Annotated in this window: 13 protein-coding genes and 1 pseudogene; 10 read left to right on the top strand and 4 right to left on the bottom strand. The window is 39.1% G+C overall.

Annotated elements, in window-relative coordinates; all coding sequences use genetic code 11:
- Window positions 1–4 precede the first annotated feature (4 nt).
- The 4 genes and pseudogenes from DV63_RS18500 to rpsB form a co-directional block, all read right to left on the bottom strand.
- A pseudogene (locus tag DV63_RS18500) lies at window positions 5–1,262 on the bottom strand (DNA cytosine methyltransferase).
- A complete protein-coding gene (locus tag DV63_RS11700; protein ID WP_000384653.1) occupies window positions 1,252–2,268 on the bottom strand; it encodes a DUF5343 domain-containing protein in 1,017 nt (338 codons plus the stop codon). Before DV63_RS11700 ends, DV63_RS18500 begins: the two are co-directional and overlap by 11 nt.
- 142 nt (window positions 2,269–2,410) lie before the next feature.
- Window positions 2,411–3,478 carry a translation elongation factor Ts gene (gene tsf / locus DV63_RS11695; protein ID WP_000014379.1) on the bottom strand — a complete coding sequence of 356 codons (1,068 nt, stop codon included), beginning with the start codon at window positions 3,476–3,478 and terminating at the stop codon, window positions 2,411–2,413.
- Window positions 3,478–4,272, bottom strand: coding sequence for a 30S ribosomal protein S2 (rpsB, locus tag DV63_RS11690; RefSeq protein ID WP_000258277.1), 795 nt, complete (start codon window positions 4,270–4,272; stop codon window positions 3,478–3,480). Before rpsB ends, tsf begins: the two co-directional genes overlap by 1 nt.
- Window positions 4,273–4,521: 249 nt before the next feature.
- On the opposite strand from rpsB, the gene DV63_RS11685 reads away from it, so the two are divergent.
- Genes DV63_RS11685 through csd2 form a run of 10 tightly spaced genes read left to right on the top strand, consistent with a single transcriptional unit; the run spans window position 4,522 to window position 17,059 of the window.
- Entirely contained in the window at window positions 4,522–7,362 is a 2,841-nt protein-coding gene (locus DV63_RS11685) for a RecB-like helicase (protein WP_000380096.1), read from the top strand.
- A 23-nt stretch (window positions 7,363–7,385) separates the two neighbouring features.
- Complete coding sequence (gene nhaA / locus DV63_RS11680) at window positions 7,386–8,702, top strand: sodium/proton antiporter NhaA (protein WP_031202300.1); 1,317 nt, start codon at window positions 7,386–7,388, stop codon at window positions 8,700–8,702.
- Between the two features lie 47 nt (window positions 8,703–8,749).
- A complete protein-coding gene (gene yajC, locus DV63_RS11675) occupies window positions 8,750–9,133 on the top strand; it encodes a preprotein translocase subunit YajC (protein WP_000531789.1) in 384 nt (127 codons plus the stop codon).
- The gene (secD, locus tag DV63_RS11670) at window positions 9,130–10,707 is read left to right on the top strand and encodes a protein translocase subunit SecD (protein WP_000765462.1); all 1,578 of its coding nucleotides are present in this window, start codon (window positions 9,130–9,132) and stop codon (window positions 10,705–10,707) included. The genes yajC and secD overlap by 4 nt, the downstream gene beginning before the upstream one ends.
- A gap of 8 nt (window positions 10,708–10,715) precedes the next feature.
- Window positions 10,716–11,687: a protein translocase subunit SecF gene (gene secF, locus DV63_RS11665; protein ID WP_000418577.1), complete on the top strand. Its 972-nt coding sequence runs from the start codon at window positions 10,716–10,718 to the stop codon at window positions 11,685–11,687.
- A 9-nt stretch (window positions 11,688–11,696) separates the two neighbouring features.
- Window positions 11,697–12,035, top strand: a complete 339-nt coding sequence (locus DV63_RS11660; protein ID WP_000383774.1) for a DUF6394 family protein — start codon at window positions 11,697–11,699, stop codon at window positions 12,033–12,035.
- Between the two features lie 9 nt (window positions 12,036–12,044).
- On the top strand, window positions 12,045–14,465 hold the full coding sequence (gene leuS / locus DV63_RS11655) for a leucine--tRNA ligase (RefSeq protein WP_000345738.1): 2,421 nt from the start codon (window positions 12,045–12,047) through the stop codon (window positions 14,463–14,465).
- Entirely contained in the window at window positions 14,462–14,974 is a 513-nt protein-coding gene (lptE, locus tag DV63_RS11650; protein WP_001202108.1) for an LPS assembly lipoprotein LptE, read from the top strand. The genes leuS and lptE overlap by 4 nt, the downstream gene beginning before the upstream one ends.
- Complete coding sequence (locus tag DV63_RS11645) at window positions 14,964–16,133, top strand: Mur ligase family protein (protein ID WP_000798684.1); 1,170 nt, start codon at window positions 14,964–14,966, stop codon at window positions 16,131–16,133. Before lptE ends, DV63_RS11645 begins: the two co-directional genes overlap by 11 nt.
- Window positions 16,133–17,059, top strand: a complete 927-nt coding sequence (csd2, locus tag DV63_RS11640) for a M23B family cell shape-determining DD-metalloendopeptidase Csd2 (protein ID WP_001135940.1) — start codon at window positions 16,133–16,135, stop codon at window positions 17,057–17,059. The genes DV63_RS11645 and csd2 overlap by 1 nt, the downstream gene beginning before the upstream one ends.
- Window positions 17,060–17,063: the final 4 nt, after the last annotated feature.

Below are 17,063 nucleotides of genomic sequence, written 5' to 3'. Positions count from 1 at the left end.
GCGTTTAGATAGTTTTTGGTTTCAAACTATCTAAAAACCTTTTAACTTCCTTAGCAATCGCGCTAGATAAAGCGATAGGCACAGCATTGCCCACTTGTTCGCAACGCTTGGTGTGTGAGCCAAAAAATTTGTAAGAAGTAGGAAAGCCGGTAATGGTTGCTGCTTCTCTAATGGTGATGCTTCTATGCTCTGTCGGGTGTAAGGGGAAATTACTATGCCCTGGCACTAAAGTGGGAGATAAGGCGTCCATTTTTAAACGCATGGTATTGCCTCTAGAATAGAATTGAGAGATTTGTAAATGCTTAGGCAAGCTCTCAATGCATTCTTGAATATTTTTGCCTTCTTGTATGTATTGAAAGCGTTCAATTGTTTTGGGGTTGTGTTGCAGGGGCAAATTGTCTGCATCGTCTGAATTGGAATAATCAATCAAATTGAAAGCGTCTCTAATCAAAAAAGGTTTTTTAAAGCTTGTGGGTAAATCTTTAAAATCCAGCTTAGTGTTGATTTCATCGCTTAAATGGGTGGGTTTAGGGAATGTGAAATGAAAGGGCAAATCGTTTCTAACAGCTACTATAATCAACCTTTCTCTTTTAGTCGCGCTCCCATACCATGCGCTATTTAAGACTTTAAACTCTACACGATAGCCTAACTATTCATAAATTTTTAAAATGTCATCTACGACGCCATGCATTAAATCATTGAGTTTCTTTTGCAAGTTTTGTTTCTTTTGGCGTAAATTTAAGCCGTAATTTTCAAATTCCTTAGTGATAGAATTCTTTTTTCTTAACTCTGCTTTTTTGCCCTTATAGTTTTCTAACTCTTGGTATAAAATATCCACTTCTTGTAAAATTTTAGGGTCTGAATTTGGCGGCAAAACTTTAGCGTTTAGCATGCCTTTGACATTTTCTATAATGCTGATTTTTGGTCTTAGAGCTTTGATTATTTCTAAATAGTAGCGGTAAAAATAATTGCGTTTGTCGTTGGGTGAACGCTCCCCCAGCTAAGGAAAAACTTTTGCACACAATACCTGCAAAAATCACATCAACCTCTTGTTTTATCTGTGTTTGTAATTTTTTAGGGTCAATTTCTGTAATGCTTGTTTGATCGATGATGGCATTTTTTAGTTCTTTATTATTATGGAGTAAAGTTTTTAGGGCGTCTTTGTCTATATCATTAACATAGAGCGTTTTAAAACCTTGTTGGATAAAACCTAAATGCGAACCGCCCGCTCCCACAAAAAATTCACAAACATTATATGCCATTTAAAATTTCCTTATATCTTTCCTTATATTGATTGTATAGCGAATGTTTTTCAACATGCTTAATAAAATTTTTTTTATTGCTGGTAAAAGGGTTAAAAATCAGTTGCCTTTGCGCTAATCTTTTAGTGAAATCAAAAAAAGCAAAATCATCTTTTGCGATATTGAGCCATGATGAAATGTATCTTGAATTGGACTCAGTCAAAAACAAGACTTCATGGTTGTTAAAATTCATCTTAATGCGTTCTGCTATTTCGTTATTTTTTAAATTAAGCGTATCATTTTCTACAAGTTTAAAAATTTCAATGTAGTAAGGTTTGATATAGCTTTCAAAAACCATCACAAGAAATTCGCTATAACTCATATTCACAAAGTTTAAACCTGTGCTTGTAGGATAATTTTGGCTATCAATGAAACCCAGTGTGGATAGCGTGATAAAGACATTGCGCCAATTACCATTATTAAGCGAATTGGTCTTTTTTAAAATCGTTTCTTCTATGTTTTTACGATGCGCTAATTTGTTTTTAAATTTAAAAATGGCTAAAACTTGGAGCAAAAAATACACTTCAAAAAATCTAATATCACGTGCATAATAAGGCGAGATCACTTTAAAATCCCTGTGTTTTGTCTCTCTTAACTTTTCCAATTCGCTATCATTAATGCATCTAACGGCTAAATTGTGCGGATTGATTTCTAAAATTTTCTTGCTTTTAGGGTATTTGAAAAACCCCACATTAAAATCGTTGTTTTTCAACACGCTTTCAGGAAAAACCAACACGCTGTTAAAATTTTGGCAAAATCCATAATTTTTAAGGCTTAGATGGTTTTCAAAAAAATATTCGTATTGAAAAATTTGACCGACACCACGCACATACTCGCTCACTCCGATAGCTCCACCCTTACACTCTATGATAGCTCTAACTTTATTTTTTTCAAAAAGCGTGAAGTCTGCTGTAATGCCATTGATGTAAGCGTCCTCTCTTAACAACTTAAAATCTTTATAATCCATTTCTAAAACAGAGCAAATGTCTTTTTGAATGTTGTTGTTGCTAGCGATTAAGTCTTGGAAGTCTTTTTCTAGTCTGTAAGGGGCATGTAGTTTATTGATGGTTAAAGTTAGTTTTTAAGCGCGAAAAACGCGCCCAAAAACCCTATTTCATTTGCAAAGCCACTTCTTCAGCGAAATTTTCTGCCTTTTTCTCAATGCCTTCGCCCAATTCAAAACGCACATATTGAGTGATCTCTAAATCATCATCCCACTCTTTGGAACAATCAGCAACCACTTGAGCGATAGTTTTTTTATCATCCATGACATAGAATTGCCCTAAAAGGGTCAGGCGTTGATCAATAAGGGTGTTATCAGCGATAAATCTTTCCATTTTTCCAGGAACGATTTTATCCCAGATTTTTTCAGGCTTGCCCTGCGCTTTTAATTCGTCTTCAAAGGCTTTTTTTTGGCGGACTAAAACTTCATCGCTCAATTCAATGCGGCTCCCAAAAGTAGGAATGTTTTTTAAAGGTTTGCCCAAGCGTTTAGCCTCTTCATTGTCTTTTTCAATTTCAGCGATCAAGGCTAAAGTTTCTTTTTTGACAAAATCAAGGCTAAAGTCTTTGCTGTCTAATACTTGAGGTTTCATCGCTGCGGCATGCATAGCGATGTTTCGGGCCAATTCAATTACTTTTGGAGCGTTTTTCTCATTATCGTATTTTATACCGATTAACACGCCCACTCTGGCGTTCGAATGCGCATAGCCATTGATGATGTGAGAGCTAGGGGCTTTTAAATGAGCGATTTTTCTCACTAAAATGTTTTCACCAATCACAGCAATTTGAGAGTGTAAATATTCTTCAAAAGGCTTGTTGTCTAATAGGCTTTTAAGCAGTTCTTCTGTGGTATGAATATTATGGGCTTTGATCGTTTCTAAAGTTTTTTTCACCAATTCCTTAAAGCCCTCATTTTTAGCCACAAAATCCGTTTCGCTATTGATTTCTACCATCATCGCGCTTTTAAAATCAGGCGCTACTTCTAAAGCGATAACGCCCTCAGCAGCGATCCTATCGGCTTTTTTAGCGGCTTTACTCAAGCCTTTTTCGCGCAAGAAATCAATGGCCTTTTGCAAATCCCCAGCCACTTCCACAAGAGCCTTTTTGCAATCCATCATGCCCGCATCGGTTAAGTCCCTTAATTTTTTGACTAATTGAGCGCTAATTCCTGACATTATTCGACTCCTTGAGTGATTTCTTTTTGGATTTCAGCGAGCATTTCTTCTTTTTCTTCATTGCTCACGAACTCTATCTCTTCGCTATTTTCATCCGCATGGACGATTTCTTCTTGCATGAGTTCTCGCCCCTCTAAAATCGCTTCGCTCATTTCTTTACAAAATAGCCTAATAGAGCGGATCGCATCGTCATTTCCAGGAATGGGGTAATCCACTAAATCAGGGTCGCAGTTAGTGTCTAAGGGAGCCACGATAGGGATATGGAGTTTTCTTGCTTCAGCGACAGCGATTTTTTCTTTAGCCACATCAATCACAAAAATCATATCAGGGATTTTTTTCATGTGGCGCACCCCGCCAAGATACTTATCCAGCTTTTCTTTTTTCCTTAAAATCATGAGTTTTTCTTTTTTAGTCAATAGATCAATTTGACCGCTATTTTCCATTTCTTCAATGATTTCTAATTTTCTCACCGATTTTCTAATGGTGCTAAAATTAGTCAGCATGCCACCAAGCCAGCGGTAATTGACATAAGGGACTTGAATGCTTTCAGCAAATTCTTTCAAAGTCTCGTTGGCTTGTTTCTTAGTGCCTACAAACATGATGCTCTTGCCTTGAGCGCTCGCATCGCGCACAATATTATAAGTGTATCTAAAATAGCGCAAGGTTTTTTGCAAATCAATAATATGGATATTTTTCCTAACGCCAAAAATGAATTTTTTGGTTTTAGGGTTCCAACGCCTTGTTTGGTGTCCAAAATGCACACCGCATTCTAATAAATCTTTCATGGTTACCATGAGAATTCTCCTTAAAGTTATTTTGGTTCTCTTCCTCCATGCTCATTTGATTCTTAATTTTCTTAAGAACACCTAAATACAAGGATTAGCATGTGTGAATTTGACGCTGTCTTTGCCTTTGTTCCTATTAAAATGATAGAAAAAACGACAAAACCCTATGATTATAGCAAAAGATTAAGGTTTTTTAGCTTAAGTAAAAAAGGCTTTTAGGTTATAATAAAGACAAAATAGAAATTTAGGGTAGCTATAATGGATACAAAAAGACAATGCATGGCTTTAAAGGCTTCAGCAGGGAGCGGGAAGACTTTCGCTTTGAGCGTGCGGTTTTTAGCCCTATTGTTTAAGGGGGCTAACCCTAGCGAGATTTTAACGCTCACTTTCACTAAAAAAGCCACCGCCGAAATGAAAGAGCGCATTTTAGACTATTTAAAAATTTTGCAACAAGAAAACCTTGAAAATGAAAAAGAAAAATCCCAAAATATCCTAAAAGAATTAGAAGAAAAATACCATTTAGACCCTGATTTGGTGCGAAATAGCGCTCAAAAAATCTACCAACGCTTTTTGAACGCCGAAATCAGAATCAGCACTATTGATGCGTTTTTTCAAAGCATTTTAAGGAAATTTTGCTGGTTTGTGGGGTTGAGTGCGAATTTTGAAGTCAATGAAGACACCAAATTGCACCAACAACAGCTTAATGAGGGTTTTTTGAGCGCTTTAAATGGCGAACAGCTTGAAGAATTGAGCGTTTTTATCGCTCAATGCTTAAGTTATGATAGTTACACAAGCGATTCTATTTTAGAGCGGTTGCGTTTTTTAAAAAACAAGCTCTATTTATTTGATCCTAATAAAAAAGAGCCTGCATTTGATGAAGAGGGCTTTTTAGAAAAATTAAGAAGCTTAAACCAACAAATTCAAAGCATAGAAACAGCGTCAAATGATGCTAAAAAAGCCATTAAATGCGATGATTTTAGGGGGTTTTTAAACAGCTCTTTAACCTGGCTTAAAAAAAAGAGCGAATACCGCTATTTCAAAAAACTCAAAAATGAAATCCCCACTTTAGAGAGCGAATGCGAAGAAATTGAAAACGATCTGAAACGCTATTATGAAGCCAAAGAGATCGCATTGTTTAAAAAATTCCCTAAATTCATCCAGCTTTATGATAAAGCCACTTCTAAAATCCAAACCCTGGATTTTGATGCGATTAAAGATAAAGTCCATGCCTTATTGAAGGGTTATGAAGAGGTGCCGGCGGAGTTTTTTTATTTCAGATTGGACAGCAGAATCGCGCACATTTTGATTGATGAATTTCAAGACACGAGCTTGAACGATTATAAGATTTTAGCCCCTTTTATTGATGAGATTAAAGCTGGGATAGGGCAAGCTAAATGGCACAGGAGCGTGTTTTTTGTGGGCGATGTCAAGCAGAGCATTTATGCCTTTAGGGGGAGTTTTAGCTCCTTGTTTGAAAGCGTTGCTAAAGATTTTTACCACGATAATTTACAATTCAACCACCGCAGTGCGCCTTTGATTATTAATTATGTGAATACCATTTTTAAAAAGGCTTATCAAAATTCCCCCACCGCTTATTTGGAGCAAAAATACCCTAAAACTTCTCAAAATAAACATGTTACAGACGGCTATGTTAAAGTCTCTTTAGTGGCTGATGAAAGGGAATTGTTATTAGAACAAATCTTACAAGAAGCTAAAAACCTTTTAGATCATCGTATTGAGCCTAAAGACATTACCATTTTATGCGCCACTAATGATGACGCTTTAGAAATCAAAAATTATTTGCAACAGAATTTGAGCGCCATTCGCCCAAGCACGGAATCTAGCGCAAAATTGTCTCAATTTGTAGAATCTAAAATCATTAAGAACGCTTTAAGATACGCTCTAGCGGAAGAACCTTACAAGCCCTTTTATAAGCACAGCGTTTTAAAACTCGCTGGATACTTGCATGATGATGCGATCGCTTTGCCTGGTTTTAACCCCAAAAAAGAGAGCGTGGCAGGCTTTGTGTGGAAGGTGATGGAATTGTTTGAGCTTTATGGAGAGCGCGCTCAAATCTGCTTGGAGTTGGCGGTTGGGTGCGAAGACGCCGATGGATTTTTAGAAAAATTAGAGGCTAAAAAGATCGCTTCTTTCAATGCAAAAGGCGCACAAATCATGACCATTCATGCGTCTAAAGGCATGCAATTCCCTTATGTGATCGTGTGTGAACGCTTGGGCAAGCCTAGGTCCAATAACTCCAATCAATTCCTTGAAGAATATAATGGCACAGAGCTTCTTCGCCTTTATTACAGAATGAAAAATCGTGAGGTCGTGGATAAAGATTACGCTAGGGCTTTAGACAAAGAAAAAGCGGCTAAAGAGAATGAAGAAACCAATGTGTATTATGTCGCATTCACTAGGGCTGAGTTAGGGCTGGTTGTCGTGGCTAAAGACAAAAAAGAAAGCAAAAAAGAAAGCGAAAACAAAGGAATGCGCGAAAAATTGGATCTTGCGCCTTTAGAAGAGGGAACAATCGCGCCGGTTATTTCTCCACAAAAAGAGCCTTTAATTGCAAGCGCTGTGATCAAACCCCATGCCTATGGCGAGCAAGTCCAAGAGATAGAAGAAGAGCCAGATAGCGATTATGAAAAGAATAACGACCAGGAAGCGATCAATTTTGGTATCGCCTTGCACAAGGGGTTAGAATACCAATACGCTTATAATATTCCTAAAAAAAGCGTTTTAGAATATTTAAACTACCATCATGGTTTTTATGGTTTGGATTACCAAGCGTTAGAAGAAAGTTTAGAGCTTTTTGAAAACGATGCAGAGATACAAGCTCTTTTTAAAAATTTGGCCCTAAAGGGTGAAGCGGCTTTCTTATTTGAAGGGGTTGTGTCCAGGATTGATGTTTTATTGTGGGATAAGGGGCAAAATTTGTATGTTTTAGATTATAAAAGCTCTCAAAATTACCAGCAAAGCCATAAGGCGCAAGTGTCTCATTACGCTGCGTTTTTGCAAACTCAAGCCCCCCATTTTAAGATACAAGCGGGCATTATTTACGCTCATAAAAGACTGCTTGAAAAATTATGGGTTTGAAATTAAAAATTTTAAGGTTGTCTATGAATATCAAAAAAACAGAAAACGCGCTCAGTTTGACGCTTAAAAACTTTATTAAAAGCGAGTCTTTTGGAGGGATTTTCCTCTTTTTAAACGCTGTTTTAGCGATGGTGGTGGCTAATTCGTTTTTAAAAGAAAGTTATTTTGCACTATGGCACACCCCTTTTGGGTTTCAAATAGGGGATTTTTTCATCGGCTTTAGTTTGCATCACTGGATTGATGATGTCTTAATGGCGTTATTCTTTTTAATGATAGGATTAGAAATCAAGCGAGAATTGTTGTTTGGGGAGCTGTCTAGTTTCAAAAAAGCTTCTTTTCCTGTGATTGCGGCCATAGGGGGCATGATAGCCCCAGGGTTGATTTATTTTTTTCTTAACGCTAACACGCCTTCTCAGCATGGTTTTGGGATCCCTATGGCGACAGATATTGCGTTCGCTTTAGGCGTGATCATGCTTTTAGGCAAGAGGGTTCCAACCGCTTTAAAGGTTTTTTTAATCACTCTAGCGGTGGCTGATGACTTGGGGGCTATTGTGGTGATCGCGCTCTTTTATACCACGAATTTAAAATTCGCATGGCTTTTAGGGGCTTTAGGGGTGGTTCTTATCTTGGCGGTATTGAACCGCTTGAATGCCCGCTCGCTTGTCCCTTACTTGCTTTTAGGGGTGTTGCTTTGGTTTTGCGTGCATGAGAGCGGTATCCATGCGACAATCGCTGCAGTGGTTCTAGCTTTTATAATACCGGTGAAAATCCCTAAAGATTCTAAAAATGTAGAGCTTTTGGAACTGGGCAAGCGATACGCAGAGACGAGTTCAGGAGCGCTTTTGACCAAAGAGCAGCAAGAAATCTTGCATTCTATTGAAGAAAAAGCGAGCGCTTTACAAAGCCCCTTAGAAAGATTGGAGCATTTTCTAGCCCCCATTAGCGGGTATTTCATCATGCCCTTATTTGCGTTTGCAAACGCTGGAGTGAGCGTTGATTCTAGCATCAATTTAGAAGTGGATAAGGTGCTTTTAGGGGTTATTTTAGGGCTTTGTTTGGGCAAGCCTTTAGGGATTTTCTTAATCACTTTTATAAGCGAAAAGCTTAAAATCACCGCGCGCCCTAAAGGCATCAGCTGGTGGCATATTTTAGGGGCCGGGCTTTTAGCAGGGATTGGTTTTACCATGTCTATGTTTATTTCTAATCTGGCTTTCACGAGCGAGCATAAGGACGCTATGGAAGTGGCAAAAATTGCGATTTTACTAGGATCTTTGATTTCTGGGATCATAGGGGCTTTGTATTTATTTTTGTTAAACCAAAGAGCGGCTTTAAAGAAATAGCTAAAAATGCTATAATTTGAGATTAAAACATCTTTTAAGGAAATTGAATGGGACAAACTAAAGAGATTCTAACGACGCTTTTGCCCTTTGTGGTGCTGTTTCTTATTTTTTATTTTTTGATCGTTCGCCCGCAACGCCAACAACAAAAAAAGCACAAAGAAATGATAGAGGGCTTGACTAAGGGCGATAAAATTGTCACTCAAGGAGGGCTCATCGTTGAGGTGCTTAAAGCGGAAGCGAATTTTTTCAGCGTGAAGCTCAATGACGACACCACCGCTAAACTTTCTAAAAACTATATAGCGTTCAAATTAGACGAATTGGATCAATTTGGTTTGACAGAGCCTATAGTTATCCAACAAGGCAGAGAAGAAATCTCGGCAAAATTATCTGGTACTAAAGCTTTGAAACAACGCCAAATAACAACTAAATGAAACTTTTTAACCCTCGTTTGATCGTTTTTATCTTCGCGCTTCTTTTAGGGGTAGGGTTTTCTGTGCCTTCTTTACTAGAGACTAAAGGCCCTAAAATCACTTTAGGTTTGGATTTAAGGGGGGGGTTAAACATGCTTTTAGGGGTGCAAACCGATGAAGCTTTAAAAAACAAGTATTTAAGCTTGGCGTCCGCTTTAGAATACAACGCTAAAAAGCAAAATATCTTGCTTAAAGACATTAAATCCAGCCTAGAAGGGATCAGTTTTGAGCTTTTAGATGAAGATGAAGCGAAAAAATTAGACGCGCTTTTAGTGGAATTGCAAGGCCATAGCCAGTTTGAAATCAACAAAGAAGCGGGGTTTTATAGCGTGAAGCTCACCCCTTTAGAGCAAGAGGAATTGCGTAAAAACACGATTTTGCAAGTGATAGGGATCATTCGTAACCGCTTGGATCAATTTGGTTTGGCAGAGCCTGTAGTCATTCAGCAAGGCAGAGAAGAAATTTCGGTGCAATTGCCCGGTATTAAGACTTTAGAAGAAGAACGGCGCGCTAAAGAGTTGATTTCAAGGTCCGCTCATTTGCAGATGATGGCGGTGGATGAAGAGCACAATAAAGATGCGATGAAAATGACGGATTTAGAGGCTCAAAAATTAGGCAGCGTATTATTGTCTGATGTGGAAATGGGGGGTAAAATCTTGCTCAAAGCGATCCCCATTTTAGATGGTGAAATGCTTACAGATGCGAAAGTGGTGTATGATCAAAACAACCAGCCGGTGGTGAGCTTCACGCTGGATGCGCAAGGGGCTAAGATTTTTGGGGATTTCTCAGGCGCGAATGTGGGCAAACGCATGGCGATTGTTTTAGACAATAAGGTTTATTCAGCCCCGGTGATTAGGGAGCGTATTGGCGGAGGGAGCGGGCAGATTAGCGGGAATTTTAGCGTGGCTCAAGCGAGCGATTTAGCGATCGCTTTAAGGAGTGGGGCGATGAGCGCTCCCATTCAGGTTTTAGAAAAAAGGATTATAGGCCCAAGTTTAGGGAAAGACAGCGTTAAAACTTCCATTATCGCTCTAGTGGGGGGCTTTATTTTGGTGATGGGCTTTATGGTGCTTTATTACTCTATGGCGGGGATGATCGCTTGTTTGGCGTTAGTGGTCAATCTTTTTTTGATTGTGGCGGTCATGGCGGTTTTTGGAGCGACGCTGACTTTACCGGGAATGGCGGGCATTGTTTTAACCGTGGGGATTGCCGTGGATGCTAATATCATTATCAACGAGCGCATTAGAGAAGTCTTAAGAGAGAATGAGGGCATCGCTAAAGCGATCCATTTAGGCTATATCAATGCGAGTCGGGCGATCTTTGATTCCAATATCACTTCCTTGATCGCTTCGGTATTGCTATACGCTTATGGCACAGGAGCGATTAAAGGCTTTGCTCTCACCACAGGCATTGGGATTTTAGCCTCTATTATCACCGCTATTGTAGGCACGCAAGGGATTTATCAAGCCCTTTTACCTAAACTCACCCAAACAAAAAGCCTTTACTTTTGGTTTGGCGTGAATAAAAGAGCTTAGGAGGTTTTATGGAATTATTCAAGCAAACTAGAATCTTAAGCTTCATGCGTTATTCCAATTATGGGGTGATTATTTCAGCGATCTTAGCGCTTCTAGCGTTGGGGCTTTTGTTTTTTAAAGGGTTTTCTTTAGGGATTGATTTTGCGGGGGGGAGTTTGGTGCAAGTGCGTTACACTCAAAACGCTCCCATTAAAGAAGTGCGCGATCTTTTTGAAAAAGAAGCTCGCTTTAAAGGCGTGCAAGTGAGCGAGTTTGGCTCTAAAGAAGAAATTTTAATCAAATTCCCTTTTGTAGAAACGGCTGAAAATGAAGATTTGAACGCTATCGTGGCTAACATTCTAAAACCCAGTGGCGATTTTGAAATCCGTAAATTTGACACCGTGGGCCCTAGAGTGGGGAGCGAATTGAAAGAAAAGGGCGTTTTGTCGCTGATTTTAGCGTTAATGGCGATCATGGTTTATGTGAGTTTCCGCTATGAATGGCGTTTTGCTTTAGCGAGTGTTGTTGCGCTTGTGCATGATGTGGTTTTAGTGGCAAGCTCAGTGATTGTTTTTAAGATTGATATGAATTTGGAAGTGATTGCGGCTTTACTCACCTTGATCGGGTATTCCATTAATGACACGATCATTATTTTTGACAGGATCAGAGAAGAGATGCTCTCTCAAAAAACCAAAAATGCCATTCAAGCCATTAATGAAGCCATTTCTAGCACGCTCACGCGCACGCTTCTAACTTCTTTAACCGTGTTTTTTGTGGTGTTGATTTTGTGCGTGTTTGGGAGTAAGATCATTATTGGCTTTTCATTGCCCATGTTAATAGGCACGATTGTAGGGACTTATAGTTCTATTTTCATCGCCCCTAAAGTAGCGTTATTGCTAGGCTTTGATATGGATAAATATTATGAGAATGAGGCTAGAAAAATCAAAAAAGCTCAAGAGAAAGAAAAAATGCGCCGTTTGTATGAGGGCGGTCAAGTTTAAGGAGTTTCTATGGATTGGGGTCGGGTCGTTCATGTGCTGTTCAGCCTTATTTCTTTAACCACCATTGCAGGATTTTTGTATGAGCCTAACACGGTGGTGTTGTTTGTAGCGTTAGCTTTAAATCTTATTTCTGTTACGCTCAAAATTGGGGTGTGTAAGCGTTTCGCTTCAGAGCTGTTGGCTAGCTCTTTAGCCACTGTGTTGCACCTCATACCGGCGTTTGTGTTTTTACAGATTTTAAATAATTTGGTTACCGCTTACATGCTCATGATTGGGGCGTTGATCAGCAACGCTTTCAGTCTCATCTTTTTGTTGATTGAAAGCGTTGTAACGAGCGAAACAGATTAAGGGGTAACGATGGATTTTATCAATATAGAAAAAAAATGGCAAGAATTTTGGTGGAAAAATAAGAGTTTTGAGCCTAAAGACGATTTTAACCTCCCTAAAAAATACATTTTGAGCATGCTGCCTTATCCTAGTGGGGAAATCCACATGGGGCATGTGCGCAATTACACCATTGGCGATGTTTTGGCGCGTTATTATCGTTTGCATTCTTACAATGTGTTACACCCTATGGGGTTTGATTCTTTTGGGATGCCTGCAGAAAATGCGGCCATTAAGCATGGTATCCACCCTAAAACCTGGACTTATGAAAACATTGAAAACATGCAAAAAGAGTTTGAAGCTTTAGGGTTTTCTTTTTCTAAAAACAGGGAATTTGCCACTTCAGATCCGGATTACACGAAATTTGAACAGCAATTTTTCATTGATTTGTGGGAAAAGGGGCTAGTCTATCGCAAGAAAGCCATGCTCAATTGGTGCCCTAACGATAAAACCGTTTTAGCTAATGAGCAAGTCATTGACGGGAGGTGTTGGCGTTGCGATACAGAAGTTATTCAAAAAGAACTCTATCAATATTATTTGAAGATCACAAATTACGCTGAAGAGTTGCTAAAAGACTTAGAGGCTTTAGAAAATGATTGGCCTTCTCAAGTCTTAATCATGCAAAAAAACTGGATAGGGAAATCTAGTGGGTTGCAATTTGGTTTTAAAATCGCTGATGAGTGCTTGAAGGCTTGCAACGGCATTCAAGAAATTGAAGTTTTTACCACAAGAGCGGATACCATTTATGGCGTAACTTTCATCGCTATAGCCCCAGAACACCCTTTAGTAGAGCATGCCATTAAGCAAGTGAGTCAAGAAGATTCAAAGACGATTAAAGCGATTTTAAACACGACTCAAAGAGAAAGGGCTTTAGAGAAAAAAGGGGCGTTTTTAGGCATTTACGCTATCCACCCTTTAACAAAGCAAAAAATCCCTGTTTGGGTGGCTAATTTCGCCCTAGCTAATTATGGCTCTGGAGCGTTAATGGGCGTGCCAGCCTGCGATGAAAGGGATTTTGAATTCGCCAATCTTTATCATATCCCTATCAAAGTGATCACTCAAAGCCCTCAAAATTTGCCCCACACCAAAGAAGAGGTTTTAAAAAATAGCGGGGAGTGGAGCGATCTTTCTAGCTCAGTGGCCAGAGAAAAAATCATTGCTTATTTTGAAAAAGAAAACCTCGGTAAAAGGGTGATCAACTACCGCTTGCAAGATTGGGGAGTGAGCCGTCAAAGGTATTGGGGAGCGCCCATTCCTATGATTCATTGCAAACATTGCGGGATTGTGCCTGAAACCCAACTGCCGGTAACTTTACCTGAAGACATTGTGATTGACGGGGAGGGCAATCCGTTAGAAAAACATGCGAGCTGGAAATTCACTCAATGCCCTAAATGCCACAAAAACGCTTTAAGAGAAACAGACACCATGGACACTTTCATCCAATCCAGTTGGTATTTCTTGCGCTACACCACGCCCAAAAATCAGCGTGAAAATCAAGCGTTTGATCAAAATTACTTGAAGTATTTCATGCCAGTGGATACTTATATTGGCGGCATTGAACATGCGATTTTGCACTTGTTATACGCACGCTTTTTCACTAAGGCTTTAAGGGATTTGGGCTATCTTCATTTAGATGAGCCTTTTAAACAGCTTATCACTCAAGGCATGGTTTTAAAAGATGGCGCTAAGATGAGCAAATCTAAAGGCAATGTCGTTAGCCCTAAAGAGATACTGAAAAAATACGGGGCCGATGCCGCAAGGCTCTTTATCCTTTTTGCTGCCCCACCGGCTAAAGAATTGGAATGGAATGACAGCACTTTAGAAGGCGCGCACCGGTTTATCAAGCGCTTATACGACAAAGCGAGCATTATTAACCCTACTCTTTCTAAGCCTGAATTTAAAGAAGTCAGCTTGAATGAAGCGCAAAAACTAGGGCGTAAAAAAGTCTATGAAGCGTTAAAAAAATCGCATGAAATTTTCAATAAGGCTGAAAGCGCTTACGCGTTTAACACTTTGATTGCAAGTTGCATGGAGGCTTTAAACGCTTTGAGTGCGCAAAATAATGAGCGGATTTTATGCGAGGGTTATTTTGTGTTGTTGCAAATTTTAGAGCCTATTATCCCGCACACGGCATGGGAGTTGAGCGAGAGGCTTTTTAAAAGAGAGAATTTTAAGCCTATAGCGATCGATGAAAACGCTTTGATGGAAGACTTTATGACTTTAGGGCTTACCATTAATGGCAAAAGGCGCGCGGAATTGAAAGTCAATATTAACGCCAGTAAAGAAGAAATTATTATTTTGGCTAAAAAAGAATTAGAGAAATATTTAGAAAATGCGAGCGTTAAAAAAGAAATTTATGTGCCTAATAAGCTTGTTAATTTTGTGATCGCATGAGGGCTTTACTTTTTTTTATTTTGTTGCTTTTGTTCAAGGGCTGTGGGTATAAGCCCATCGCAGCTTACGCTCAAAACGCTTTAGGCGATAGCATATACGTGAAACTCATTGTGAATTTGCCTAACCCTGAAAACTCTGTAGAGTTTAAGGATTTGATGAATCGTTTAGTCGTGCAACGCTTCCAAAGCCGTTTAGCGAGTGAAAAGGATGCGGATTCTATCATTATTATAGAAATCACGAATGTAACCGATACGAGTATCACGCAAAATAAAGAAGGCTTTACGACTTTCTATCGCGCAACCGTGTCTGTGAATTACACCTACGACAATAAAAGAGGCACACAAAAGACTTTTCAAGATAGCGGGTATTATAATTACGCTGTGAATTTACAAGACCCCCTTAATACCTACCAGAACCGCTATTACGCTATCAATCAAGCTGTGGAACAAACTTTGACTAAGTTTGTGGCGCAAATCGCTTATGAGGGGAAATTCAATAATGAAAAATAGTTATGGATTGAGTGCGTTTTTAGAAACAAAGCCTAAGGAATACCATAAGTTTGACCCCAGCCGCTTCATTCAAATTTATAAAGATTTTAAAAACGCTTTTTTTGAGATCCAAGCGAAAGTCATTCATGTTGTAGGGACTAATGGTAAGGGCAGCACGGGGCGGTTTTTAACCCTTTTATTAGCCGATCAAAATTTTAAGGTGTTGCATTTCACCTCCCCTCATGTTTTTGAATTCAGGGAGCGCTTTTTTTTGAATGGTTCTGTTGTTAAAGAAAGCGTTTTAGAAAACGCCCACCAGCAATTACAACCGCACGCTTTCAGCAACGCCTGCTCGTATTTTGAATACGCTACCTTATTAGCCGTCATGCTCGCTAAAGATTGCGATTATTTGGTTTTAGAAGCAGGGCTTGGGGGGGAATTTGACAGCACGAACGCTTTAGAAAAAACCCTAAGCATCTTCACCCCCATTGATTATGATCATAAGGAATTTTTAGGGGATAGTTTAGAAAGCATTGCGCAAACCAAATTAAAAGCGATGGGTTCTCTTAACATCATCGCTCCCCAACAAGAACTGGTTTTAAATACGGCCCAAAAAATCGCCAAAGAAAAACACGCAAAATTGATTGTAGTCCAAAATGAAATTTCAAAAGGAGTCAGGGATTATATTGAGCGCCACCATTTAGCCCGTTTTTTAGCGATGAATTTAGAAGTGGCTCTAAAAGCGTTTGAAACGCTTTTGCCATGCAATAAACAAGAAGTTTTAAAAAGCCTAAAGCCCCTGAATTTAATAGGCCGTTGCGAGCTTTTAAGCCCTAATATCTTAATAGATGTGGGGCATAACCCCCATAGTGCCAAAGCCTTAAAAGAAGAAATCAAACGCATTTTTAACGCTAAAATCATTTTGATTTATAATTGCTATCAAGATAAGGACGCTTTTAGGGTGCTAGAAATTTTAAAGCCTGTGGTTAAAAAGGTTTTGATTTTAGAATTGCATGAAGAAAGAGTTATCCAGTTAGAAAAGCTTAAAGGGATTTTAGAAACTTTAGGGTTAGAATACGCTTTGTTTGAAGATTTGAAAGAAAATGAAAATTATTTGGTGTATGGCTCATTTTTAGTAGCCAACGCTTTTTATAAGTGCTATCAAAAGAAGAGGGATTGATGCCGCAAAACCAACTCATGATCACCATCATTGATGAATCAGGCTCTAAACAGCTCAAATTTTCTAAAAATTTAAAACGCAACCTCATCATTTTTGTTGTTATTTTTTTGTTGATCGTGGGGCTTGGCGTGGGTTTTTTAAAATTTTTAATCGCTAAAATGGACACGATGACAGCAGAAAGGAATGCGGTTTTAAGGGATTTTAGGGATTTGTATCAAAAAAATTACACTTTAACCAAAGAGATTAAAAACAAGCGAGAAGAGCTCTTTATTGTGGGGCAAAAGATTCGCACGATAGAATCCTTGATTGAAGTCAAAAGAGGGGCTAATGGGGGCGTGCATCTCTATGATGAAGTGGATTTAGACAATTTGAATCTGGCTCAAAAGCATTTAGCGCTCATGCTCATTCCTAATGGCATGCCCCTAAAAACTTATAGCGCGATCAAACCCACCAAAGAAAGGAACCACCCCATTAAAAAAATTAAGGGCGTTGAATCCGGGATTGATTTTATCGCGCCATTAAACACGCCTGTGTATGCGAGCGCTGATGGGATTGTGGATTTTGTGAAGACTAATTCTAATGTGGGGTATGGGAACTTGGTGCGCATTGAACATGCGTTTGGTTTTAGCTCCATTTACACGCATTTAGATCATGTCAATGTGCAGCCCAAAAGCTTTATCCAAAAAGGGCAGTTGGTTGGCTATAGCGGGAAGAGCGGTAATAGCGGCGGTGAAAAATTGCATTATGAAGTGCGCTTTTTGGGTAAAATTTTAGACGCAGAAAAATTTCTGGCATGGGATTTGGATCATTTCCAAAGCGCTTTAGAAGAAAATAAATTTATTGAATGGAAGAACTTGTTTTGGGTTTTAGAAGACATTGTCCAGCTCCAAGAGCATGTGGATAAAGATGCGCTCATAAGCCAGTAAGGAT

This window comes from Helicobacter pylori FD535 (assembly GCF_000296015.2).
GTDB lineage: Bacteria > Campylobacterota > Campylobacteria > Campylobacterales > Helicobacteraceae > Helicobacter > Helicobacter pylori_CT.
The sequence above is the reverse complement of the archived record's forward strand: the minus strand, read 5'-3'. Positions and strand labels throughout refer to the sequence as shown.